The organism is Pseudoalteromonas sp. 3D05 (assembly GCF_002723455.1).
GTDB lineage: Bacteria > Pseudomonadota > Gammaproteobacteria > Enterobacterales > Alteromonadaceae > Pseudoalteromonas.
The window spans coordinates 145,596-170,221 of sequence record NZ_PDUS01000006.1 but is presented as its reverse complement, the minus strand read 5'-3'; the positions used below and the strand labels follow the sequence as shown (position 1 = coordinate 170,221).

Annotated in this window: 19 protein-coding genes and 1 pseudogene; 13 read left to right on the top strand and 7 right to left on the bottom strand. The window is 41.3% G+C overall.

The genetic code is table 11. From position 1 onward, the window contains the following. The first annotated feature begins 15 nt into the window (after nucleotides 1-15). The 5 genes from CSC79_RS08605 to CSC79_RS08585 all read left to right on the top strand — a co-directional run bounded on the left by CSC79_RS08605 (nucleotide 16) and on the right by CSC79_RS08585 (nucleotide 6,458). Entirely contained in the window at nucleotides 16-822 is an 807-nt protein-coding gene (locus CSC79_RS08605) for a VOC family protein (RefSeq protein WP_099295416.1), read from the top strand. A gap of 103 nt (nucleotides 823-925) precedes the next feature. Next, entirely contained in the window at nucleotides 926-1,591 is a 666-nt protein-coding gene (locus CSC79_RS08600; RefSeq protein ID WP_099295415.1) for an SDR family oxidoreductase, read from the top strand. A gap of 140 nt (nucleotides 1,592-1,731) precedes the next feature. Continuing rightward, complete coding sequence (locus tag CSC79_RS08595) at nucleotides 1,732-2,094, top strand: hypothetical protein (RefSeq protein ID WP_099295414.1); 363 nt, start codon at nucleotides 1,732-1,734, stop codon at nucleotides 2,092-2,094. 4 nt (nucleotides 2,095-2,098) lie between these two features. After that, nucleotides 2,099-4,432, top strand: coding sequence for a fatty acid cis/trans isomerase (locus CSC79_RS08590; RefSeq protein WP_099295413.1), 2,334 nt, complete (start codon nucleotides 2,099-2,101; stop codon nucleotides 4,430-4,432). Between the two features lie 298 nt (nucleotides 4,433-4,730). Then, a complete protein-coding gene (locus tag CSC79_RS08585) occupies nucleotides 4,731-6,458 on the top strand; it encodes a response regulator (protein ID WP_099295412.1) in 1,728 nt (575 codons plus the stop codon). A gap of 247 nt (nucleotides 6,459-6,705) precedes the next feature. Here CSC79_RS08585 and CSC79_RS08580 read toward each other — a convergent pair whose 3' ends face one another. Together CSC79_RS08580 and CSC79_RS08575 are read right to left on the bottom strand one after the other, a co-directional pair. Beyond that, nucleotides 6,706-7,323 carry a hypothetical protein gene (locus CSC79_RS08580; RefSeq protein WP_099295411.1) on the bottom strand — a complete coding sequence of 206 codons (618 nt, stop codon included), beginning with the start codon at nucleotides 7,321-7,323 and terminating at the stop codon, nucleotides 6,706-6,708. Nucleotides 7,324-8,165: 842 nt separating this feature from the next. Beyond that, entirely contained in the window at nucleotides 8,166-9,044 is an 879-nt protein-coding gene (locus CSC79_RS08575) for a TraB/GumN family protein (RefSeq protein ID WP_099295410.1), read from the bottom strand. Between the two features lie 640 nt (nucleotides 9,045-9,684). Between CSC79_RS08575 and ilvG the strand changes: the two genes are divergently transcribed. From ilvG to can, 7 genes are all read left to right on the top strand, one after another. Next, the gene (gene ilvG / locus CSC79_RS08565; RefSeq protein WP_099295408.1) at nucleotides 9,685-11,334 is read left to right on the top strand and encodes an acetolactate synthase 2 catalytic subunit; all 1,650 of its coding nucleotides are present in this window, start codon (nucleotides 9,685-9,687) and stop codon (nucleotides 11,332-11,334) included. Next, nucleotides 11,331-11,576 carry an acetolactate synthase 2 small subunit gene (ilvM, locus tag CSC79_RS08560; RefSeq protein WP_099295407.1) on the top strand — a complete coding sequence of 82 codons (246 nt, stop codon included), beginning with the start codon at nucleotides 11,331-11,333 and terminating at the stop codon, nucleotides 11,574-11,576. The genes ilvG and ilvM overlap by 4 nt, the downstream gene beginning before the upstream one ends. Before the next feature lie 95 nt (nucleotides 11,577-11,671). Continuing rightward, entirely contained in the window at nucleotides 11,672-13,528 is a 1,857-nt protein-coding gene (gene ilvD, locus CSC79_RS08555) for a dihydroxy-acid dehydratase (protein ID WP_099295406.1), read from the top strand. A 2-nt stretch (nucleotides 13,529-13,530) separates the two neighbouring features. Next, nucleotides 13,531-15,081 carry a threonine ammonia-lyase, biosynthetic gene (gene ilvA, locus CSC79_RS08550; protein ID WP_099295405.1) on the top strand — a complete coding sequence of 517 codons (1,551 nt, stop codon included), beginning with the start codon at nucleotides 13,531-13,533 and terminating at the stop codon, nucleotides 15,079-15,081. A gap of 100 nt (nucleotides 15,082-15,181) precedes the next feature. Further along, nucleotides 15,182-16,234: an ABC transporter substrate-binding protein gene (locus tag CSC79_RS08545; protein WP_099295404.1), complete on the top strand. Its 1,053-nt coding sequence runs from the start codon at nucleotides 15,182-15,184 to the stop codon at nucleotides 16,232-16,234. A 31-nt stretch (nucleotides 16,235-16,265) separates the two neighbouring features. Further along, nucleotides 16,266-17,444: a methyltransferase gene (locus CSC79_RS08540; RefSeq protein WP_099295403.1), complete on the top strand. Its 1,179-nt coding sequence runs from the start codon at nucleotides 16,266-16,268 to the stop codon at nucleotides 17,442-17,444. Between the two features lie 16 nt (nucleotides 17,445-17,460). Then, complete coding sequence (can, locus tag CSC79_RS08535; RefSeq protein WP_099295402.1) at nucleotides 17,461-18,117, top strand: carbonate dehydratase; 657 nt, start codon at nucleotides 17,461-17,463, stop codon at nucleotides 18,115-18,117. A gap of 17 nt (nucleotides 18,118-18,134) precedes the next feature. Here the strand turns inward: can and map are convergent, their stop codons facing one another. The 4 genes and pseudogenes from map to CSC79_RS08510 all read right to left on the bottom strand — a co-directional run bounded on the left by map (nucleotide 18,135) and on the right by CSC79_RS08510 (nucleotide 19,752). Further along, the gene (map, locus tag CSC79_RS08530; RefSeq protein ID WP_343255692.1) at nucleotides 18,135-18,857 is read right to left on the bottom strand and encodes a type I methionyl aminopeptidase; all 723 of its coding nucleotides are present in this window, start codon (nucleotides 18,855-18,857) and stop codon (nucleotides 18,135-18,137) included. 170 nt (nucleotides 18,858-19,027) lie between these two features. Continuing rightward, a pseudogene (locus tag CSC79_RS08520) lies at nucleotides 19,028-19,168 on the bottom strand (type I methionyl aminopeptidase); the annotation flags it as partial. Then, entirely contained in the window at nucleotides 19,161-19,367 is a 207-nt protein-coding gene (locus CSC79_RS08515) for a ParD-like family protein (RefSeq protein ID WP_099295401.1), read from the bottom strand. The gene CSC79_RS08515 and the pseudogene CSC79_RS08520, both read right to left, overlap by 8 nt. Before the next feature lie 124 nt (nucleotides 19,368-19,491). Next, nucleotides 19,492-19,752 (bottom strand): accessory factor UbiK family protein, encoded by a 261-nt coding sequence (locus CSC79_RS08510; protein WP_099295400.1) that lies wholly within the window; start codon nucleotides 19,750-19,752, stop codon nucleotides 19,492-19,494. Nucleotides 19,753-19,868: 116 nt separating this feature from the next. Between CSC79_RS08510 and rep the strand changes: the two genes are divergently transcribed. Further along, the gene (rep, locus tag CSC79_RS08505) at nucleotides 19,869-21,887 is read left to right on the top strand and encodes a DNA helicase Rep (protein WP_099295489.1); all 2,019 of its coding nucleotides are present in this window, start codon (nucleotides 19,869-19,871) and stop codon (nucleotides 21,885-21,887) included. On the opposite strand, the gene CSC79_RS08500 is transcribed toward rep, so the two are convergent. Next, nucleotides 21,888-24,467, bottom strand: a complete 2,580-nt coding sequence (locus CSC79_RS08500) for a diguanylate cyclase (RefSeq protein ID WP_099295399.1) — start codon at nucleotides 24,465-24,467, stop codon at nucleotides 21,888-21,890. Nucleotides 24,468-24,626: the final 159 nt, after the last annotated feature.

Sequence of the window (24,626 nt, the reverse complement as noted above, 5' to 3'; positions counted from 1 at the left end):
AATAATGAGAAAGCCATGAGCACACAAAAAGTAAACCATCCTCACGGGGTGTTTTGTTGGTCAGAATTATGTACGCACAACTGGGCTAAAGGTAAAGCATTTTACACTGGGCTATTCGAGTGGGGCTATGATGACCAACCTATAGGTGATGACTTATATTACACCATGCTACAAAAGCAAGGCGATGATATTGCCGCTATGTACCAGATGCCAGAAGAGCAAAAAGCCGCGAATGTGCCAAGTCATTGGCTTACTTATATTGCTGTTGATGATATTGATACCTTGGCAGCCAAAGCGCAGCAGTTAGGTGCTGAAATAGTTGCAGGTCCTCATGATGTTATGGATGCCGGCCGAATGGTGCTTATAAATGAACCCGGTGGCGCCATGTTTGCTTTATGGCAAGGTAACCAGCATGTTGGGTGCCAGCGCTTGGGGGAGCTAAATACACCATATTGGCACGAGCTAGCCAGTAGAGACAGTGAAAAAAGCCGTGAATTTTATTGCCAACTTTTAGGGTGGGAAAGTGAAATAAAGCCCATGGAAGGCATGAACTATACTCTGTTTAATGTCGCTGGTAAGCCTGTGGCCGGCATGATTGAAATGACCGAAGAGTGGCCAGCTGACATTCCAGCTCATTGGATGATTTATTTTGCAGTAAGCAATTGTGATGAGGCAGCAGCAAAAGCCCAGCAATTAGGTGGTGAAGTGTGTGTACCTCCCACAGATATACCAGAAGTAGGGCGCTTTAGTGTGATCACAGACCCGCAAGGGGCAGTGTTTTCAATTATGACCTCCGCAATGGATGATGTTAAATGCGGTTAGTTTGAGCATAGTGTTTTATAAATTACCAAAATAAGCGCTGAGGCGCTTTTTTTATTTTTATTTGCCCCAAGTACATTGTTATCATTTTTATTGGAGCTAATTTATGACTAAGCATGTAGTTATTACAGGCGCAAATAGAGGTATAGGCCTAAGTTTATGCCAACAATACTTAGCAAAAGGCTATCAGGTTACTGCAATCGTTCGCCAACCAAGTGATGCGTTAAAAGCGCTCGATGTTACTATTATTAGTAATATTGATGTGGCAAATGAGGGCGACATTGTAGCGCTACAAAATCAGTTGCATGGACATAAAGTTGATCTATTAATCAATAATGCGGGCGTGTTTTCAAATGAAAGCATGGCAGATATGGACTTTGCTGCTATCAATCAACAACTAACAATTAATGCAGTTGCCCCAATTAGGGTTACTCATGCACTACTTCACAGCTTAGGTGTTGATGCGAAAGTGGCAATGATCACCAGTCGTATGGGGTCAATAGCAGATAATGGCTCAGGTGGATACATTGGATATCGGATGTCTAAAGCCGCACTTAATGCAGCATCTGTAAGTTTAGCTCACGAGCTAAAAGGTAAAAATATAGCGGTAGGGCTTTTTCACCCCGGCTTTGTTCAAACTCAAATGGTTAATTTTGCTGGTGATATTTCACCAGAGCAAGCTGCGGAACGCTTAACTCAACGTATTGATGAACTCAACCTAGAAAGTACCGGCGGGTTTTGGCATTCAAATGGTGAGACCTTGCCTTGGTAATAGTTGTTTGTAATTTAATCTGTATAAATAGTGGTGCCTTTAAAGCGCACCGCTATTAAAATCTTTCCCTAATTTTGATCCTATTTTTTGCTATAATCGTTTGAATGTAAGCCCAAACAGCCCCTTTTAGAGAGCCGCACATGGAATTAGAGCAAGATAGCAACTTAACCCTTCCGTTATTTCTTTTTGATGAAACGTTAAACCAACGTGATTTAGAGCAGCCTGATTTATTATTAACAATCGTATTAGACGATGAGTTGTTAACACAGCTTTGCCAAAACCCAAGTGTTGACAGCAGTATCGGGATCACTATCAATGAATACCAATTAGACGCACAGAATGAAAGCTTTGCTGCACTGACAGAATTGGCTCACCAAGCGCAATTAACACTGACACACGGGCCATTACTCAGTGCAATGTTAGATGCTGAAAATGACATGACATTCGTATCACCACAGATGGATATGATGCCAACATTTGACTTAGGTGATGAGGACGAGTAAACGCATGAAAAAATCCTTATTGCTAAGCGTGGCGATTATTATATTAACCGGTTGCGCATACCTTGGGGCTGCTCATTATGATGAACTATTCGGGCCCGAAAATGTTCAGCAGCGAATTGTAGAACATGACTCAGGCGCTGGTCGCGAATTTTTACAGCATGTGCAACCTGTACTAGATACTCGATGTGTTGTTTGTCATGGGTGTTACGATGCTCCTTGCCAATTGAAACTATCTTCACCGGAAGGTATTGACCGTGGCTTGAGTAAAGAATTAGTGTATGACGGCACGCGTTTACTTGCTTCAAAGCCTAGCCGCTTACTTTATGATGCAGCTGATACTGCTGGGTGGCGTGAGAAAAATTTCTCACCGGTACTCAACGAGCGCGGTCAAACAGAGCAAGGTAATTTAGCAGGGAGCGTTTTATATAACAGTTTAGTGTTAAAAATGAGCTCACCTCTACCAGAAGATGACGTCTTGGGCGACGAATTTGATTTTGCACTAGATCGCACCCAATCATGCACGGGCATAGAAGAATTTGACCGCTTAGCAAAAAGCCAACCACATGCAGGCATGCCCTATGGCCTACCAGGTATTACCCGAAGCGAATTTAAACACCTAGAAAAGTGGCTTAAAAGCGGTGGCAAAATGGCTCATATTGAGCCACCAAGTAAAGAGGCAACCGCGCAAGCTCAGCGCTGGGAAAGCTTTTTAAATCAAGACAGCTTAAAGCATCAGCTGGCTGCACGCTATATTTACGAGCATTGGTATTTAGCGCATATATACTTTGAGCAAAAAGGCGAACAGAGCTTTTTCAAATTGGTACGCTCTAGTACGCCGCCAGGACAAGCAATTAAACTTATTAACACGCGCCGTCCATATGATGATCCAAAAGTGGATCGTGTTTACTACCGCTTGATGCATGAGCGCTCCACTATTTTAGCTAAAACGCATCTTCCCCTAGCCCTAAACGATAGCAAGTTAGCACGCATATACAGCCAGTTTATCGAGCCAGATTACACAGTTAAAAAAATGCCAAGCTACAAGCCTGAAGTGGCATCTAATCCATTTAAAGCCTTTGCTGTTATACCGGTAAAATCAAAGTATCAGTTTATGCTGGATGAAGCTGAGCTAATTATAATGGGCTTTATTAAAGGACCTGTGTGCCGTGGGCAAATTGCATTAAATGTGATTAACGACCATTTTTGGGTCGCGTTTGCGGATCCAGATAAAGCGGCGACACCACAAGTTGGCCAAATGCTCCTGCAACATGAAGATGCACTGGCACTTCCTGCAGCAGAAGAAAGTAACGCATTACCAATTTCTAGCTGGGTAAAATACGCTAACCGTCAAAGCACATACATTGAAGCTAAAGTAAAACTTGCCAATGAAATGTTTAAAAATGGCGAGCATTTAACCACGGATCTTTTATGGCGTGGTGAAGGTGTGAATGACAATGCCGCACTGACTATTTTCCGCCACTTTGATAGCGCAACCGTTGTAAAAGGGTTTATAGGGCAAGAGCCAAAAACCATGTGGGTACTTGATTATGCGCTATTTGAACGTATTCACTATTTATTAGTGGCAGGCTTTGACGTGTATGGCAATATCGGTCACCAACTAATAACGCGTTTATACATGGACTTTTTAAGACTCGAAGGCGAACAAAACTTTTTAGCGTTGCTGCCAAAACAACAGCGAAAAGAGTTGAATGCTAATTGGTACCGTAAATCACCGACAAGTCTGACTAACTTTTTTAAATATGGTGAGCAATTTAGCCAAGCAACGGGTATTGAATACAAAACCAATCACCATCAACAAGAGCTTTACGGTTTAATTAAACAGGTATTAAAACCCGTATTAAGCCCGCGTTACGACTTTACAAAAGTACCTCAGCCCTTGCAAAAGTTAAATAATATGCCAGCAAAAGCAGTTAACCTATTACCGCAAATTTCTTACGTGTTGGTTAAAGAAGGTGACACTGGACATCAGGCGTATACCTTAATTCACCACAACGCACATTATAATATTTCTAGCTTACTAAATGAGGAAGGTCAGCGAGCATATGCTGAAGATACAGTGACAATTGTGCCTGGCTTCATTGGTGATTATCCAGAAGCAATCTGGTATTTAAACAATCAACAGCAAGTGGATAGCTTTACACAGCAATTGCCTAAAATAAAAGATGAGGCGGATTACAGAGCGTTAAAGAGCCAGTTTGCGATCCGCAGAACACATCCTCAATTTTGGCAATATAGTGATATTTTACATGATGTGGCTAAAGAATATCGGCAAATTGAATATGGTTTATTTGATTATAACCGCTTAGAGAATCGTTAAGTTTACGAAGAGAGTATCAAAAAAAACCTCGTTTTATACGAGGTTTTTTATTTTATACAAAGTGTTACTTTTGCATTGCTAGGCTACAATTATACCCAAGCCACCTCAAGGTGCAGAATTCAGCGTTTCACAGGGGCTTAATATCAAGGCGTTACTTTGCAAGAATGGCACTCCCTTTTAAAAAGGAACAACTATTATTTGCAATCAATGCCTTGCCTAAATCGCTTTTAATTCCAACGACGCTCACATTTTCAGATGGCTTGGGTATAAATAAAATTTAAAGTAACAAGGGGGGGCTATGATAGAGGTAATTGCTAAAATTCGGTCACGTTATCGCCTTGCTTTGTTGGCGATTGCGATTTTAAGTACCGCCGCAGCTCTAATTTTGCAATTCTTCTTATCAATCCAAAAAACGGATGCCCATGTAATCAATATCGCTGGTAAACAGCGCATGCTTTCACAAAAAATAGCCTGGCATGTCAATGTAGTTAGCCAGAAAGATGACGCTCAACATCGTCATTCTCTAGAGCAAGCAGTTACAGCCTTTAAAAAGGGGCATAACTTTTTATTGCAAACCAATGCGGCTGGTGAGTACGTTCTTCTTAATGACGCGCTCAAAGATTATTACTTTTTAGCACCAAATAATTTAGCGCAACACAGTGAACTGTTTATCGCAGCTGCCACTGCATTTGTGCAATCTGACTTCGAGAATGACAGCAATATACCTGATAGTTTAAGTATCAAAACTGTTGAGCTTTTATTAAAAAAACTTGATCACGCCGTCGGCTTATTTGAGGACCAATCCAATAATAAAGTCACTATGGTGTCTAACATTGAATTAGGTGTTTGGTTATTCACTTTATTACTGTTGCTTGTGGAATTAAGGTTTATTTTTAAACCAATGGAAAAACATATAAAAACCACACTCGATAAATATCAAAAGCAAAAACAACATGCCGAATCTCTTAGTCAAAATAAACAGCGCTTTATTGCCAGAGCAGGCCACGAATTGAGAACACCACTGCAAGGCCTACTCAATGCAGTGGAGCAGTTAGAGACGTCAGATGCGCAAAATGCTTTGCAGCAACAAGCGCATTACTGCTCACATCGGCTACTTAATATTTTGGATGAGTTAAATGAAGTTCAACAAATGAGCTTGGGGCAATGGACGTTAGTACCGAGTAAAGCAAATTTACGGCAGTCCCTTGATACAGTTATTCAATCCTATCAATTTGCCTGTCAGGAAAAAGGGCTAATATTAGAAAAACACTTAGCAGACTCTTTAGATTGTATGGTTGAACTGGATCATCGTCGTTTTCAACAGGTGGTGAGTGAACTGATATCTAATGCATTAAAATTTACCGAATCAGGTAAAATTACCATTGAAGCGTCTATTACAAATAATCAGCAACTTAAATTAATAGTTGCTGACACTGGCACAGGCTTTAAAAACTACTACCCTTACTTATCAACCAATGAACATACTCAACAAGATAATCACTTTCAAGGAATGCAAGTGGGGTTGGCGCGTGTTCAACATATTTTACAAATGCAACAAGGCCATATTGAGTTTTCAGAAAACGAGCCCCACGGCGCATGCATAAATGTTTTGCTTCCTATAGCAATACAACAACCTCAAACACAACAGCCTTTACCTACTAACTTGCATTGTTTGATAGTTGAAGACAACCCGTTAAATGCAATGATACTTAAAGGGATATTAAAGGAGATAGGTTACACCAATGATTTAGCTGAAAATGGCTTGATTGCGACCGCCAAAGCAGAAGAAAACAGCTATGATCTCGTGTTTATGGATTTAAACATGCCTGTCATGGATGGGTTTAAAGCGATTGAAGTTATTCGCCAAGAATTAAACTTAACCATGCCTATTATTGTTGTTACTGCGAATATGTCACAAACTGATATTGATCGTACGGTACTACTAGGTGCAAATGCACATGTGTTTAAACCAATTAATTTAGAGACAATCAAAAAAGCCCTTACCGACACAATCAATAAGGGCTAACCAAGGATTTTTTCTAAAAAGTTTAATGTCTGTTGCCTTTGCGGATTAAAATTCGTTCAAACCTGGGCGGTTTAATCGCGGCGCGAGGTTTGTAACCTAGTGGGCTAAGTCAAAATCGGGCAAAGCCTGTTTAGCATTGATGTTGCGTTTTCACCTATTTATGGGAAATAACCACACCACATAGGCGCTGCCTTGCCTAAATACCAAACAGACTGCTGCAAACTTAACTTTAAAAGGTCAACAGACCCTAATGTTTTACTTTTATATCGCCTACACCCACTTCAATCTTTACTGTGTGCGTGCCACTACCAGAATATTCACTTTCAGAGCTCACCATTTTACGAGTTGTTTTTGCATCACTTACAAACCCAGAAATTCGTGTATCACCCACACCGCTATCTAGCGAAATATATTTATAATCATCACTTTGGCTATCAATACGTACAGCACCAACACCGACTTCAATATCAGCGCTATTAGCAAAGTCATTGATTTCAATATCACCCACGCCCAAGTCTAAATTAACGGCTAAGCTGCGTGGCACGGTAACAGTCCATGTTTGTTGAACATCGTCATTATCCAAGCTCAGGGCCAGCTCACTGCCCGTCTGCTGAGTATCAATGGTTAGGCTTTCAATTTCGTCACTGTTATTAAACCAGCCATTATTTTTTGTTTCTAATTCGACCGTCACCTTAACTTCATTGCCATCGTACGTGCTGATATCAAGGCTACCCACAGGAAAGCTAATATCTAATGTAGTTTGTGTATCAACCGCAAAAGACTGATTTATTTGATGTTCTGATTTTGCTAATGCTTGTGTACTCAAAAACGCTGTTAATGCCGTTAATAATAATAATTTCTTCATAACGTTACCTGTTGTGTGTATGTATTTATTAATTAGTCGCAAAGGAATTATAAAAGGTTTAAAGCACGGCAAATTATTTTATCAAAGTTGAGCCACCCATTTAGCACCTTAGTACTTCTCTAAAGCGGAGCGCCTCTTGAACTCTTTGTGAATAACAGACTTAAATCTATTTGCATCATGAGTAATGAATGAACGGGAGCCGAGCAGTTAGTGTTGATAATTGATAAGCCAATACGAGCATCATCATCCGATTGAATCAAAACAGGAACTCAGCTATGGTTAATCTATTAGTAAAACACATTAAAAGCGGGTTACTTTAAATGCTCGTTAGTTAGCAAGGAAGCTATGAAGCCAGAAAAGCCTACAATTTGGGCAATGCGTGAATTTGAACCGTCAGCAAAATGCCCTAGCTGCAACTTGATAATGTATTTAGGCAATAGATGTCCGCACTGTGAGCATTTATTAAGTCAATCAGAGCAGGAAGCTTAAACATTGTTTTGGCGAAAATCTCAAAATAAAGGTTATATTCTTGGTCTAATATTTTTTGTGACCGCTTTATTTGTATTGCCATGGCTATTTAGTACATAACCTGAACTCTGGTTAAGAGATGTACTAATGTATTGATATTGACTCTAGGTACCGCACTTTTGACGGTTTGTTTTTATTCGGGAAAAATAATCTAACAGGCTGCTTTTAAAAAGATTTCTTGAGCGTTCTAGCTGAGTTGTCCAAGCATTTAAATCGTTTGGTAGTGCTGCGCACATGTAGGTCGTGCTTTAGCGCGTCAATCTCAAAAGGCGCAGGTTGTCGCCATAAATGACGACCTACATTAGAGCTTTTAGTTACAAGCGAGTAACGGTTATCCCTTGGTCTTTAAACTGCTTTAATAAACCGTGCTGCTCGGGTAAGTGCAGGGCGCCTACAGCAATAAATAATTGCTCTTTAGCTAGGCGTGGGGTGAGCTCTTTTACCCAGTTGTTATTACGTTCAATCAGCATCACTTGTTCGCTGATTTCGCCGTAGTTACTGTCGTCAAAGCTTTCGTTGTAGTACTTGGTTAGTATTGCCATGTCGCCATTTTTCCATGCATCTACAAGTGCAATAAAGTAGGTTTCAACATCGGCGAGTTGCTCAAACGTTTCTTCTATCATTTCATTACTTAGCAGCGACATGTGGTTAAACATTTCCATTTGGTACTCTAACGTTTCGAGTTCGCCCACGGCTTTGTTTTTGCTTTTAGCATAAGCAAGTACTTGCTTATCGATGCCGTTTTGATCTGAAAATCCGGCATTTTGAAATTCAATTTGCATCATGGTGACCATGACTGCCCACGGTGCAAGGCCGTCAAACATGGCAATATCAATCGACTTTTTGCTGAAGTATTCTTTTAATTTTGCGTAGTTTTGTTCAGACAATTCACTTTGCAGGGTTTTGCCGTTTTTTAGCATCATAAATGGCATAGAGCGGCGCTGCATTTCCATCGGCCCAATTGCACTGATGTCGACCTCGACAATTACTTTATCAGTTGCATCAATGGCTTTAGTAACTTTGCTTGGTAAACCTTTCATGCTGGTATCACCCACATGAACAGTGCCAAACAGATACGATCTAACACCGTTTTTTTCAAGTTGCCAAAGGCCGGGCTCTGCATTACTGGCAAAGCTGAGTGTGAGTAAAATAGCTAAAATAAAGTAGCTACTTATACGCTGCGTGAAGTTCATAATTATCCTTATTGTTGAGTTGCTACTGCAATCATATACCTAAGTGCCTTAATTAGGCGATGAGTTGCTACTGCAATCATATACCCAAGTGCCTTAATTATGCGAGCAGTTGTTATTTTATTACAAAATGCTTTTTGTTTCTGATATGGCTTCTTTTGGATTTTATCATTTAAATATACCGAAAGTTTATGCAAGTTTTGCTAAAAATGAATCAAACCTTGAAACGGGTATTACTAGGTATGAATTATCAATAAATTGCTATATCTGAAAGCTTAATTCGTATTTTTCTAAATTTTGAATTTTTAAACCAGTAAACTCAATTGTTGTAAGGTTTTTTAGATTGTTTTTAGGGTTGACTTAACGCGGGCATCGCGGTACTAATAGATAAAGACAGCGAGGATGCAAACGCTCCTGCGCTAATTAAACAAATTTACGGTATTTATTACATGCTTACAAACACACTAAACCTAGTCCTAATTAACGTCGTGGTGATTATTATTACCGCGGGGGCTACTTAGTGCTTTAAATTTGTAAAGCATCGAAAAGCCCCCCGCACTTAACAAGTCGGGGGGCTTTTTAGTTTCAGGGTATAGATTTAGTAATTGAGCTTAAAATGTCACTGAGGAATGGGGATTTATTAATGACAGGCGCAGAGTTAACAATCGATTTATTAGCCAAGCATGGCGTAAAGGATGTATTTGGTTACCCAGGTGGTGCCATCATGCCTATTTACGACGCTTTGTACGGCGCGCCAGTAAAGCATTATTTGACTCGTCATGAGCAAGGTGCAGGGTTTGCAGCAGTAGGCTTTGCACGCAGCACGGGCAAGTTAGGAGTATGCTTTGCAACATCGGGACCAGGGGCTACAAATTTAATCACCGCTCTTGCTGATGCCATGATGGATTCTGTGCCTCTTTTAGCGATTACAGGGCAAGTACCCACTGCGGCTATCGGCTCTGACGCTTTTCAAGAAATCGATGTTTTAGGTATGTCGTTATCATGTACAAAACACAGCTACATGGTTGAGCGTGCTGAGGACTTGGCTGAAATATTACAAGAAGCGATCCACTTAGCACAAAGTGGCCGACCTGGTCCGGTTTTAGTGGATATCCCAAAAGACATTCAAATGGCTCAAGTGCCTTTTCAACCTTGGCTTGCCGCAGATGATTACTTACCTCAGCTTGATTTAAACCAAGTTGCCATTGCGAATGAGCTGTTAAGCGAAGCGCAGCGCCCAGTTGCTTACGTAGGTGGTGGTGTGCAGGCAGCGGGTGCGCAGAATGAACTGATGCAATTTCTAGAAAAAACCCAAATGCCAGCGGTTTCAACATTAAAAGCGCTTGGCAGTGTATTGCCCGATTACGAGTATGATTTAGGCATGCTGGGTATGCATGGTGGTCAAGCGGCTAATTTAGCCGTACAAGAGTGTGATGTACTGGTGTGTATAGGTGCACGGTTTGACGACCGTGTAACTGGTAACTTAGGTAAGTTTGCAGCAAAAGCAAACGTGATCCACTTAGATATCGATGCTGCTGAAGTGGGTAAACGCAAACCTGCTAAAGCGTCGTTAATTGCAGATTTAAAAACGTCACTGCCTCAGCTTGAATGCTTTGTAACCCCCGACGCTTGGCGTGAGCACAGTAAAGAGATGATGGTAAAACATGCATGGCGTTATGACTACCCAGGTGAAAAAGTATTTGCGCCGTATTTATTGAATCAACTTAGTCAGCGCATGCCCAGCACTGGCGTAGTGTGTTGCGATGTAGGCCAGCATCAAATGTGGGTTGCACAGCACATGAAATTTAGTCACCCAAGTAATCACTTAAGCAGTGGTGGTGCAGGCACTATGGGATTTGGTTTACCGGCCGCTATTGGCGCTCAGGTTGCCCGCCCAGATGATTTTGTAATGACGGTATCTGGTGATGGCTCAATCATGATGAATATTCAAGAGTTGGCCACGATTCGCCGTAACAATTTGCCGGTAAAAATACTTATCCTTGATAACCAACGCTTAGGTATGGTGCGTCAATGGCAAGAGCTGTTTTTCGAAGGTCGCTACAGTGAAACAAACCTATCGGATAATCCTGACTTTGTGCAGTTAGCTGCGGTGTTTGGTATTCCTGGGCAAACAATTACACATGCTGACCAAGTGGATGATGCAATCTCTGCGTTGGTTAATAGTAAAGGTCCTTACATAGTGCATGCCTGTATTGATGATAAAGAAAATGTGTGGCCGTTAGTTCCCCCTGGTGCGGCAAATGATCAAATGATGACGGAGAGTGCAAAATGAAACACAGTTTAACCATTGCCTTAAAAAATCAGAGTGTTGCTGTTGAGCGCTTTTTACGAGTAGTTCGTCATCGTGGCTTCGACTTAACCCATTTTCAGCTCAATGTAGACGATGGTCAATATCATGTGGCCATGACGGTCGATAGTGATAAACCTATCTATTTATTGACCACCCAACTAACTAAGTTAGTTGATGTAAAACAGGTCACATTACAAAGTGTGCATCAGCAGCAAGCGGTGTAGCGCGACAGCAAAATCAACAGAGCTGATGGGTTAGCCTACCAGCAATAAAATTTTAAGAATGAGGAACAGCCTCGCGGCTGAAAATTGAGGTAACTATGGCTAAATTAAGAAGTGCAACAACAACAGAAGGTCGTAAACGCGCAGGGGCACGTGCATTATGGCGTGCAACAGGTATGACAGACACTGACTTTGGTAAACCGATCATTGCTGTTGTGAATTCGTTTACGCAATTTGTGCCTGGTCACGTTCACCTTAATCAGCTCAGCGAATTAATGGCTGAAACCATCACCCAAGCAGGCGGTGTACCAAAAGAATTTAATACCATCGCGATTGATGATGGCATTGCTATGGGCCACGGTGGCATGCTGTATTCATTGCCTTCACGTGATTTAATTGCCGATTCGGTTGAATATATGGTTAACGGTCACTGTGCTGATGCCATGATCTGTATTTCAAACTGCGACAAAATCACCCCAGGCATGATGCTGGCGGCACTGCGTTTAAATATCCCCGTGATTTTTGTATCTGGCGGCCCCATGGAGGCGGGTAAAACCAAGCTAGCCAATATTGATATTAAACTCGATTTAGTTGATGCCATGGTTAAAGGTGCTGATGAATCTGTAAGTGATGCTGATTCAGAGCAAGTAGAGCGCTCAGCGTGTCCTACCTGTGGTTCATGCTCAGGCATGTTTACTGCAAACTCAATGAATTGTTTATTAGAAGCCATTGGCCTTGCACTACCGGGCAATGGTACAACGCTTGCGACCCATAAAGACCGCAAACAACTGTATGTTGAAGCGGGTGCACGTATTGTCGATTTATGCCGCGAGTATTACCAAAAAGATAACCAAGATGTATTGCCACGTGCGATTGCAAATAAAACGGCCTTTATGAACTCGATGGTGGTTGATATTGCCATGGGGGGCTCGTCAAATACAGTATTGCATTTGTTGGCTGCCGCTCAAGAGGCTGGTGTCGATTTTGATATGTCACATATAGATGAATTATCTCGTAAAACACCGTTTTTATGCAAAGTGGCACCCGCTACTGCACAGTACCACATTGAAGACGTACACCGCGCAGGTGGCATGATGGCTATTGTGCGTGAGCTTGGTAAGGCCGGTTTAGTGGATTTATCAGTGAACCATGTGGCTGGCATGACGATGGGGGAGCTCGTTAAGAAATGGGATGCCACAGATCCTGATAATAAAGCGGCGCAAAAGTTTTATCGCGCAGGCCCTGCTGGAATTAGAACAACAAAGGCAATGAGCCAAGAGTGTCGTTGGGATGAAGGTGATAATGACCGTGAAAATGGCTGTATTCGTAGTGTCGAACATGCATTTCGTCAAGATGGTGGCTTAGCGGTACTTGCGGGTAATTTGGCCGTTGATGGCTGTATTGTGAAAAGTGCAGGCGTGGTAGATGAAATGCTGCATTTTGAAGGCACAGCCGTGGTGTATGAATCACAAGATGATTCTGTTGAGGGCATATTAAATGACGAAGTAAAAGCCGGTGATGTAGTGGTCATTCGTTATGAAGGCCCTAAAGGTGGCCCTGGCATGCAAGAAATGCTTTATCCAACCAGCTATTTAAAATCAAAAGGTCTTGCTGAAAAGTGTGCACTTATTACAGATGGTCGCTTTTCTGGTGGTACATCGGGTTTATCAATTGGTCACGTATCACCTGAAGCCGCAAGTGGCGGTGCAATAGCGTATGTTGAAAATGGCGACAAAATCATTATTGATATTGCGACTCGTGAAATCACACTTGCCTTAACTGATGAAGAGCTTGAAGCACGTAAGCAAAAACAATTAGCGCGAGGCAAGCAGGCATATAAACCACTTAATCGCGACCGTTATGTATCATCTGCATTAAAAGCGTATGCATTATTAGCAACCAGCGCCGACAAAGGTGCTGTGCGTGATTTGGCTAAACTGGAGGAGCTTAGTTAATTATGGTTTCTCAAGAGCTCGATTATTTTCGCGCTATCATTCAGGCTAACATGGAGCCACTGGCAAAAGTCACAGAGGTAAGCGAAATGCCTACCTTGAGTGAACGCCTTGGGAACCATGTTTGGTTAAAACGCGAAGATCAGCAACCAGTATATTCGTTTAAGTTGCGTGGCGCATATAATAAATTAGTAAAATTACCCAAAGGCTCAGTGGTGATCACTGCTTCTGCGGGTAATCACGCGCAAGGCGTGGCGCTTAGTGCATCACATTTAGGTCATCAGGCAACTATTGTCATGCCTGTCACAACGCCTGAAATAAAGGTTAATGCAGTACGCGCCCTTGGTGGCGAAGTGGTGTTGCATGGTCATCATTTTGATGCGGCCAAAGCCCATGCGCTTGAACTTACTGAAAAGCGTAATGGGGTATTTGTTCCGCCGTTTGACGATCCTGATGTTATTGTTGGCCAAGGCACAGTGGCACGCGAGTTAATGCAGCAACTTAACCAACTTGATGCGGTGTTTATTCCTGTAGGTGGCGGTGGCTTGCTTGCTGGAATGGCGGTGTATATAAAATCATTACGCCCGGATATCAAAGTAATTGGCGTTGAAGCCGAAGAAAGCGCTTGTTTACAAGCGGCACTTGAGGCGGGCGAACCTGTTGAACTTGAGCGCGTTGGGAGTTTTGCCGATGGTGTAGCCGTAAAAATTATTGGCCGTGAGACCTTTCGCTTAGCACAAAAGTTTTGTGATGAAGTGGTTACAGTGTCGGGTGATGAGATATGTGCAGCGATGCAGGATATCTTTGTTTCAACCCGTGCTATTGCTGAACCTTCGGGTGCACTCGCCACTGCGGGGCTTAAAAAGTGGAGTCAACAAAGCGGGCTTAAAGGTTTGCATTTAGCGGCTATCTTATCTGGTGCTAATTTAAACTTTGATCGTCTGCGCTATGTTGCAGAGCGCACAGCACTAGGTGAGAAAAACGAAGCCTTGTTAGCAGTCACAATTCACGAGGAAAAAGGCAGTTTTAAACAGTTTTGCACTTCTCTTGGTGGCAGAGCGATTACAGAGTTTAACTACCGTTATGCAGGACCTGGTGAAGCACAAATATTTGTAGGTGTGGCGTTGCGTCAAGGTCAGCAAGAACTTGACGAGCTTAAAAACGACTTAACCACTAACGGTTATGCATTTTGTGATTTATCAGATAACGAATTAGCTAAATTGCATGTGCGTTATATGGTTGGGGGGAAAGCGCCCCAGCAAATGCAAGAACGCTTGCTGCGCTTTGAATTTCCAGAGTACCCAGGCGCGTTAGCTCGATTTTTAGATACCCTAGGTAGTAATTGGAATATCACTTTATTTCATTATCGCAATCATGGCGGGTCTATGGGTAATGTATTGGCTGGTTTTGCCATTGAGCCAAGTCAATTCGAGGTGTTTAATGAACACTTAAACCGCTTGGGCTACAATGTACAGGACGAAACACAAAACCCATGTTTTACTCAGTTTTTAACAACTCAGCCTCCCACAACAACAGCTTATGCTGCCAACAATTAATTGCCAGTTTCTGGTCCAGGTGAATACTGGGCCAGAAACGTTGCCTTATTGATATCATTACCTATAGTTATATCTAAACGGTTCGGTGCAGGAAAAAACATTGCTATTAAAAGGATTTATTGCAACGGTCAGTGTCGTTTTTGGATTATGTTGCTTTCACGCAGTAGCTGAAACAAAAAACGTAACCTTGTTGCTTAAGTGGACTCATCAGTTTCAGTTTGCAGGCTACTACATGGCACAGGAAAAAGGCTTTTACGAAGAAGCCGGGCTTACTGTGAACATTGTCCCAGCAATAAAAAGTGACCCTGATACCTTTAATAAAGTTCTCGGGGGACAGGCTCATTTTGGGGTTGGCCACTCTGGTATTCTTCAGCATCGTATTGACGGTAAACCTTTAGTCGCCATGGCGTCAATATTGCAATTTTCGCCTTATTGTTGGATGGTTAAACAAAGTTCAGATATCTTCCATCCCCACGATTTTAAAAATAAACGTGTTAGCAGTATTAGTAGAAAAGAAAGTGCCGAACTCCTGGTGATGTTAGAGCAAAGTGGTATTAATACAGAACAACTTCCTGTTTATCACGGTATCGATGCTGAAAAAGAATGGCTTAACGGTGAGTTAGACGCGATGCAAGTTTACGTCACCAATGAGCCGTTTCAAATGTTGCAAAAAGGCATCGAACATCGACTTATATGCCCGCAAAAATACGGTATTAATGTTTACAGTGATATTCTTTACACAACACAGAGCGTACTTGCCGCCAACCCCAAAATGGTCGAAAAATTTTACAAAGCAAGTTTAAAAGGTTGGCGCTATGCAATGATGCATTTAGAAGAGTCGATAGCGATTACCGCAGAAAAATATGCTACTCATAAAAGTCTTGATGAGTTAACCAATGAAGCTGAAGTACTCAGTGATTACATTTTACCACCAGATACCAAACTTGGTGCGATGTCGATGCCTAAATGGCGCTTAATAGCCGATTTATATAACCTTGAGGCGGGTAGCTTTGATAAGGTTAAGCTCGGTTTTATCTATCATTACGATACACCCGAAGAGATTGAACTGTCGTGGATGCTCATCGCTGCAATTGTTCTGAGTATTTTATTCCTCCCGCTTTATTTACGACTGATGTTTAAAAAAAGCGTATAATGGTAAAAATAATTCCTAATCGTTAAACTTTATGACCCTTGCTGAGCAGTTTACAGCCCTAGATAACCTCCTTTATGCAACACGCCAATATTGGCAGTGTACTGCGTTTGATTATGATGAACTTCCATGGGCATCCTTGTCAGCACCACTCGCGCAGTTATCTGATAACGACGTTGCAAAGTTAGACAGCGATCAAGATGCGCTCTACAGATTTTTTAGTCCGCTAATTGAAGGTGTTGAACAACTGCCCAAATTAAGTGCATTATCGGCGGCGCAGGCTAAGCGTACTGATTATCCTTTTTGGATCAGTAATGGTATTAAAGGACGTAAATTCGAGCAGTTACAGGATTTTGTTGCGGCACTAGGTGTGCCAACCGAGCCAGTACTTGAATGGTGTGCAGGTAAAGGGCACTTAGGACGCATGCTGGCATATAATAAAGCGCCGAATGTGCACAGTATTGAGTTGCAACAACATTTATGCGAACAAGGACAACATAGCGCCCAACAGCAAGGCCTTGCGATGAAGTTTAGCCAAGCGGATGTGTTAACCGACGATGTAGCTCATTATTTCGAGACACAACAACATGCAGTTGCTTTGCACGCATGTGGCGCTTTGCATCAGAGCTTTATGCAGCAGGCCTGTAGTGCTCAAACACAACAAATTAGCTTATCTCCATGTTGTTACCACCTGTTCACCGATGATATGTATGAGGCAATGAGTGAATTGGCTAAATGCAGTAAGTTAAATATGCGCCACCGAGATCTCAAACTAGCTTTACAGGAAACGGTTACCGCCCCTTCACGGGTTGCTAAAGTACGTAAAACGGAAGTTGAATGGCGGTTAGGCTTTGATGCTATGAGAAAAGAAATTACCGGTTCTACAACGTATGTCAGTGTACCGTCAGTAAATAAAGCGGTGTTCTCAGATTCATTTAAATCATTTTGTGCATGGGCGGCAGATAAAAAAGCGTTAGAAATACCACAAGGTATTGATTATGAATATTTTTTATTGAAAGGTCAGGTGCGAAAAAAGGTCACAGAGCGCATCGAACTGGTTCGACATGTGTTCCGCAGAGCAATTGAAGTTTGGCTTGTGCTCGATCGTGCTTTATATTTGCAGCAACAAGGTTATCAAGTCACCGTGAACACATTTTGTGAAAAGCAATTAACACCTCGCAATATCTTGATCAAAGCACGCTTACCGATATAAATAGATAAGAGATCCAATGAGAAAGTTAAAAAACTTATTTGAAAATAATAAACGCTGGGCAGAGCGTACTTGTAAAGACGATCCAGACTTTTTTAAAATTTTATCTATGCAACAAAATCCAGAGTACTTATGGATTGGGTGTTCCGACTCGCGAGTACCAGCGAATGAAATTGTTGATTTAATGCCCGGTGAGCTATTTGTGCATCGTAATGTGGCGAATGTGGTGGTTCACACTGACCATAATTGTTTGTCTGTCATGCAATACGCTGTTGAAGTGTTAAAAGTAAAACACATTATGGTAGTGGGTCATTACGGCTGTGGCGGTGTGCAAGCGGTACTGAATGATGCCAAGTTTGGCCTTATCGATAATTGGTTGCGTCATGTAGGTGATGTTAAAGAGAAGTACATTAGCAACATCGATAACATGCCAGAACAAGCGCGATTAGATTGTTTAATTGAGCTTAATGTGATTGAGCAAGTGCGCAATGTATGCCGTACTAATATTGTGCAAGAGGCATGGTTACGTGGGCAAGATTTGACAATTCATGGCTGGGTATATGGCTTAGCTAATGGCCATCTGACTGATTTAGAAACGGTAGTAACATGCTCTGATGAAGTAACTGAGACTTATAAAAGTGCAGCGAAAAAAGTGTTTGAGCGTAGTCGTAAGTAACGACTACACAAATCACTTTACGCGTTTTCTTCGGCGCGTAAAGTGAGTACCTCATAACCATTAGCAGTTACAGCGATTGTATGCTCCCATTGTGCCGATAGTTTTTTGTCGCGCGTTACTACCGTCCAGCCATCAGGCTTGGTTTTTATCTTTGCCGCACCTTGATTGATCATAGGCTCAATAGTAAATGTCATACCCTCTTTGAGTTCTACACCCGTATTACGCTTACCATAATGTAGTACTTGTGGTTCTTCATGCATTTGCTCGCCAATACCATGTCCGCAATACTCTTTTACCACACTGTAGCCATTGCTATGAGCAAAGTTTGCAATGGCGTTGCCTATGTCACCTAAGCGTACTCCAGGCTTGACCATTTTGATGCCTTGCCACATAGCTTGGTAGGTTTTATCAACCAAGCGTTTCGCCAGTGGTGATACATCACCAATCATGTACATTTTGCTGGAGTCAGCAATATAGCCATTTTTCTCCAGTGTGATATCAATATTAACTATATCACCAGATTTTAAAATACGTTTAGTATCAGGGAAACCGTGGCAAACAACTTCGTTAACCGAGCTATTTAATACGTAAGGGTAATCGTATTGGCCTTTACTTGCAGGACGTGATGCGAGCTGTTCAATATACCCAAACCACCTCAAGATACGAGTTTCAGTTGGAATTAAAAGCGATTTAGGCAAGGCATTGATTGCAAGTAATAGTGGTTCTATTGTTAAAATCAATAACGCAGTATAAATCGCTTTTAAACCAACCCATTGGGCGCTTCACAGGAACTTACTCTCATCGTTGTTACTTCTTAAAAGGGATGGCCATTCTTGCAAAGTAACGCCTTGATATTAAGTCCCTGTGAAACGCTGAATTCTGCATCTTGAGGTGGTTTGGGTATTTAGCGCTCAACTAAATCATTAATTTGCATTGTGGTAACACCGACTTTCACATGTTCATCTAAATAGGCAAACACTTGTGCAAGTAAATGGCCAGATTCACGCATTAAAGCAATTTGCTCAGGTGTTTTGATTACTATGTCACTCATGGTCAGGTTGTCCTGCATTGACATCAGCTTGCGCCAGTTGCTGCTTTAAAATTTCAGCGTAAGTCATCGTAGGGTTAAGCTCAGCAAGCATACCTATCTTTATCCAGTACTCAGATTGCGAATTGATTGAGCGCACCATAGTGCCACTGGCCTTACGAATTTCTTCGTGCAATTCGTCGCTAATTTTTACAATACCCATGAATCTACCAATATACGAAATGTATACATATCGTATATTATTTAAAATGTGTTTCAAGCATAATTTTTTTACAGGTATTAAAAAAGCAGCGAATGCTGCCTTTTATAGTGAGTTGATGCGCTAATTATGCATCATCTTTATTTGCTAATTGCTGTTCTAACAGCGCAACCTTCTCTTCAAGTTCAGTTAGCTTTTCACGCGTACGAATGAGTACTTTGCTCTGAATATCAAATTCTTCACGGCTAACAAAGTCCATTTCAGATAGCTTACTTTGAATAGCTTGCTTGGTTTTTGCTTCAAATGTATCCGCGAGGTTTTTAACACCCTGTGGCATGTTGCTAGAGATTTGCTTGGCGATTTCTTCAATTTTTGCTGGGTTGATCATATCTATCCCTCGGTGTCGCGTAAAATGATAATAGCTATAATATTACCTTATTGGCTAGGCGTATTGTAGTGATTACGTTAAAATTGCCCGTCTTTAATGCAATCTCTTTGGTCGTTATGAAACTCAATCCTAAACAAGATGAAGCGGTAAAATATATTAGTGGTCCGTGTTTGGTGCTAGCAGGAGCAGGCTCAGGTAAAACACGAGTTATTACTAATAAAATCGCTTACTTAGTGCAAAAGTGTGAGTATCAAGCACGCAATATTGCCGCAGTTACCTTTACTAATAAAGCAGCCAAAGAGATGCGTGAACGAGTCATGCAAACGCTCGGTAAGCAAGAGTCAAAAGGGTTATGGGTATCTACGTTTCATACACTCGGCCTTGAAATCATTAAAAAAGAATTAAAAACATTAGGTTTTAAACCGGGTTTTTCACTGTTTGACGATCAAGATACGAATCAGCTCTTAGGTGATTTGACAGAAGATGAGCTGAAAAAAGATAAAGACTTACTTAATTTGTTGAAAATGCAAATTGGCAGTTGGAAGAATGAGCTCATTCTACCTGAGCAAGCAATTCGCGAGGCCAAAGAGCCACAAAAGGCCTTATTCGCTCAATTGTATGCTCGTTACCAAACACAGTTACGCGCTTATAATGCACTGGATTTTGATGATCTGATCATGATCCCAACTTTGTTATTAACCACTAATGCCACGTCTCGTGAACGGTGGCAGCAACGTTTTCGCTATTTGCTGGTGGATGAATACCAAGATACCAACACCAGCCAATACCAGTTAGTAAAGCTATTAGTAGGTGAACGCGCGCGCTTTACGGTGGTAGGGGATGACGACCAATCGATATATTCATGGCGTGGTGCTCGTCCACAAAACCTTGTACTACTAAGTAAAGATTTTCCAGGCCTGAGGCTTATTAAGCTTGAACAAAACTATCGCAGCGCGGGGCGAATCCTTAAAGCCGCTAATATATTAATAGCCAATAACCCTCATGAGTTTGATAAAAAACTATTCAGTGAGCTTGGGTATGGTGAGCCACTTAAAGTGATTGGTTGTCGTGATGAAGAACATGAGTCTGAGCGGGTTGTGGCGGAAATTATTTCTCATAAGTTTATGAAACGCACTAGCTATAAAGATTATGCGATTTTGTATCGGGGTAATCATCAGGCTCGTGGGTTTGAAAAATCATTAATGAGTAACCGTATTCCGTATAAAATTAGCGGTGGTATGTCGTTTTTCTCACGCTCTGAAATTAAAGACATCATGGCGTACCTGCGTTTATTAGTGAACCAAGATGACGATAATGCATTTTTACGTATTGTTAATACACCGCGCCGAGAAATAGGCACGGTTACTCTTGAAAAGCTTGGCACATTAGCGAATGAAAAGCATGCGAGTTTATTTGCCACCTGTTTTGATAACGATCTTAGCTATCGCTTAAAAGGGCGCGGCTTAAACTCGTTAGCAGGGTTTGCGCGTTGGGTGGTTGAGTTGTCTGATAATGCTGTACGGGGTGATACACTCGAAGCGGTAAAAGATTTGATCAGGCAAATTAATTACGAAGCCTATTTATACGAATCATCGCCAAGTGCCAAAGCAGCTGAAATGCGGATGAAAAATGTCTCTGAGTTATACCGTTGGATCACTGACATGTTGACAGGGGATGCTGATAACCCGCCTATGACACTCGCTGAGGTTGTCAGTAAATTAACATTACGCGACATGCTTGAGCGCAACGAAGAGGAAGATGAAAGTGATGCAGTGCAACTGTTGACACTGCATGCCTCAAAAGGCCTCGAATACCCGTACGTATTTATGGTAGGGATGGAAGAAGGCCTGCTGCCGCATCAAGTGAGTATTGATGAAGAAAATGTTGATGAAGAACGACGTTTAGCTTACGTAGGTATCACGCGTGCACAACAAGAGCTCACCATGACCTATGCGAAAATACGCCGGCAATTTGGCGAAACATCACAAACTGAGTTAAGTCGTTTTGTACAAGAGTTGCCACAAGATGATTTGGCGTTTGAAAACAAAAAGGCACCCAATACCCAAGCCGAGCGAATGGAAAAAGGCCAAGCCCGAGTTGCTAACTTACGGGCAATGCTAAAAAAACCAAACTAATCAGTTTAACTGTTGTTCCGCGTCATCATCTGGCGTTAAAGTATTTTCAGCTGGTATTGTCATTGCGTGCTGTTTACCAACAAAAAGCGAAAGGCCGTGGGTGTCTAATAGAGCTCTAAAGTTTAAAATAGAGGGGCCTTTTGCGATGACTTTTATCTGTTTAATTTTAGTAATTGCTAATACGCCTTGTAACTGCAAATCATAGCTTTGTTGTTGCAGTACACGTTTGCTAAATGTTGAGCTGAGCAGCACATAGTTAAAATCAATCTCGGTGAGTAAGTTTAATTCACAGCGATCTTTAGCGAAGTCATTTAAACCAATCGCAAAGCCAAGTTTACTTAATTGTTTGAGGTTATTGATTTGCACTGCAGATGCATACCGAATCTCTTGTTCATTAAATAACAAGCACAATTGCTTTTTGTTTGTTTGGTTATTGAGTGTTAAACACAGTGACTGAAATTCGACTTTTTCTAGTAATAAGGCCGAGCAAGGCACTAATACAAGATTTAGTTTAGCTGCGCTTGCTTGTTGGCAAACTTGGTTTAAAAGCTGTAATTCAACCTCTAGTTGCTGTGCTTTATCCGCTGTAAACTTTTTCAATATATCAAAGCTTGTACTGCCAAGAACTGGGTGTTCACCAAATGCTTCAATCAGCACTTCGGGCTGGAATTTCTCATCCAATGTGATTATCTCTGAGCTGCGAAAATGCATAGGTAGAGTATCTAAATGATGATTAGCCTCAAATTCATGTGGATTGGAGCCCGCATTAAGTAGTGGATGAAAAAACTCAAACCGACTTCTGCCTGCATTTTTGGCATAGTACATTGCGGCATCCGCATCTCTGATAATTTCATCAGTGTGCTTATAGCCAACTTTAGAGTATGTAATGCCTACGCTGGCACCACTTTGTACACATATTCCCTTCATGCAAAACGGCTTTTTCATTAATTTAATAATGCGTTTTGCAACATCTTCAGCTTGTTGACGTTCAGTTAAGTGGGTCAACAAAATAACAAACTCATCGCCACCTAAGCGCGCCAATAAATCATGCTCACGAATACATTGCGAGAAAGACTCAGCGACACCAATTAAAAATTGATCGCCAGCTTGGTGACCTAATTGATCATTGATATCTTTGAATTTGTCTAAATCAATAAATAGCACTGCAAATTGTTGTTCGGGGAAACGTTGATTGTGCTGCAATGTTTTTTCTAATTGGGTTAAAAACAAGCTTCTATTAGGTAAACCCGTTAATGAGTCATGATGAGCGTCATGATATAGCTGTTGCTCTATTTTCTTTCGCTCTTCAATTTGCATTTGTAAATGCATATTGGTTTGGCGAATTTCTTTTGTTTTTTCTGCTACACGATGCTCAAGATTTTGATTACTTTGCTTAAGCGCTTGGTGTGCTAAATGTGCTTGTAATACCGTGGCTATTTGGTGAGAAACAAACGTAATCAGCTCAAAATCATCTTGATTAAAAATATGCTTATTTTGGTAAGCTTGACAAACAATCAAGCCAATCACGCCCTGGGATGTTTTTAGTGGAGCACCCAACCAACTTGTTGCGGTTTTCTTAGCGGGTACTTTTTCAGGTCGCTCAATAACACCTTGCGCAATGAGTTTTTCAGAGCGTTTAGTATCTAGAAGTTGAGTTTGCTCAGTGCTTAGCACTAATTCACTGTAGCCTTTAGCAAAGGGACGTGGCTGGGTATTACTACTAAACTCATCTACGCAATACGGAAATGTTAGCCAAGCAGACTCTTTGTCATACAGTGCTATGTATAAGTTATCAGCGTATGTTATTGATTTTATTATCTCGTGGACCTGCTGATAGACTTCTTCAATTTGTTTACTTTGCGTTGCCAGTTCAGATATTTTAAATAAAATATGCTGACGCTCGAGGGTCTTTTTGTGTTGCTCTACTTCTAAATTAAGTGCTTCGTTACTTTGCGTTAATGCGCGAGTTCTTATCTTAACTTCTGATTCTAGTAGTTCACGTTTCTTAACACGTTCGATAGCAGTCGAGAGGTACATCGACATAACCTCAAGCAACTCAATCTGCTGATCTGAATAATTTTGTTTTTTATCATAGCTTTGCGCAACTAATACGCCAATGATTTGCTTGTTACGATAAACAGGTACGCCCACCCAATGCTCAGCGGGTGTGCCTAGTACTTTAAACTTGCCCTCGTCAGCAGCCGCTTGCATTTCCTCACCGCGGAAATAGGTTGTTTTCCCCTGTTTGAATACATAGCCTGTAACACCTTGACTAAAATTGTGATCTTGATTGAGGGGAATGGCAATGCCGTCTTTTTCGTCAGCGAAGTAAGAAAGCTCTAATGTGTTTGTGAATGGATTTAATAAAACAACGTAGAAACTTTTACTTGGAACATAATCTTGAAGAATATCGTGAATAGCAGGATAAAGCAGCGTCAATTCTGCAACATTGCTCGCCTGCTCTGATAATTGTATCAGTGCATGTTGTAAATGGTGGGACTGCTTATACTTTTTTACTAAGGCGGATAAACGTGCGTTTTTGTGCTCTAGCTTTTTGAGTAAAGCTACTTTATCTTCCACTGATGTTGAACCATCTATTATTGTATAATTATTGTCCTTATATTTTCATTTTTTATGCTTACCGTCAAGTAGATAATAGTATTAGAGAAAAATAATAATTAGCAGTCATAAAGTATGTGTTTTTATTTCGCTGAACATAAAAAAAGCTGAATAAATTCA

What these genes read in the sequence shown, in the direction of transcription:
- CSC79_RS08605 (WP_099295416.1), top strand. Translation starts at nt 16, where the DNA reads ATGAGCACACAAAAAGTAAACCATCCTCACGGGGTGTTTTGTTGGTCA.
- CSC79_RS08600 (WP_099295415.1), top strand. Translation starts at nt 926, where the DNA reads ATGACTAAGCATGTAGTTATTACAGGCGCAAATAGAGGTATAGGCCTA.
- CSC79_RS08595 (WP_099295414.1), top strand. Translation starts at nt 1,732, where the DNA reads ATGGAATTAGAGCAAGATAGCAACTTAACCCTTCCGTTATTTCTTTTT.
- CSC79_RS08590 (WP_099295413.1), top strand. Translation starts at nt 2,099, where the DNA reads ATGAAAAAATCCTTATTGCTAAGCGTGGCGATTATTATATTAACCGGT.
- CSC79_RS08585 (WP_099295412.1), top strand. Translation starts at nt 4,731, where the DNA reads ATGATAGAGGTAATTGCTAAAATTCGGTCACGTTATCGCCTTGCTTTG.
- CSC79_RS08580 (WP_099295411.1), bottom strand. Translation starts at nt 7,323, where the DNA reads ATGAAGAAATTATTATTATTAACGGCATTAACAGCGTTTTTGAGTACA.
- CSC79_RS08575 (WP_099295410.1), bottom strand. Translation starts at nt 9,044, where the DNA reads ATGAACTTCACGCAGCGTATAAGTAGCTACTTTATTTTAGCTATTTTA.
- ilvG (WP_099295408.1), top strand. Translation starts at nt 9,685, where the DNA reads ATGACAGGCGCAGAGTTAACAATCGATTTATTAGCCAAGCATGGCGTA.
- ilvM (WP_099295407.1), top strand. Translation starts at nt 11,331, where the DNA reads ATGAAACACAGTTTAACCATTGCCTTAAAAAATCAGAGTGTTGCTGTT.
- ilvD (WP_099295406.1), top strand. Translation starts at nt 11,672, where the DNA reads ATGGCTAAATTAAGAAGTGCAACAACAACAGAAGGTCGTAAACGCGCA.
- ilvA (WP_099295405.1), top strand. Translation starts at nt 13,531, where the DNA reads ATGGTTTCTCAAGAGCTCGATTATTTTCGCGCTATCATTCAGGCTAAC.
- CSC79_RS08540 (WP_099295403.1), top strand. Translation starts at nt 16,266, where the DNA reads ATGACCCTTGCTGAGCAGTTTACAGCCCTAGATAACCTCCTTTATGCA.
- can (WP_099295402.1), top strand. Translation starts at nt 17,461, where the DNA reads ATGAGAAAGTTAAAAAACTTATTTGAAAATAATAAACGCTGGGCAGAG.
- CSC79_RS08515 (WP_099295401.1), bottom strand. Translation starts at nt 19,367, where the DNA reads ATGGGTATTGTAAAAATTAGCGACGAATTGCACGAAGAAATTCGTAAG.
- CSC79_RS08510 (WP_099295400.1), bottom strand. Translation starts at nt 19,752, where the DNA reads ATGATCAACCCAGCAAAAATTGAAGAAATCGCCAAGCAAATCTCTAGC.
- rep (WP_099295489.1), top strand. Translation starts at nt 19,869, where the DNA reads ATGAAACTCAATCCTAAACAAGATGAAGCGGTAAAATATATTAGTGGT.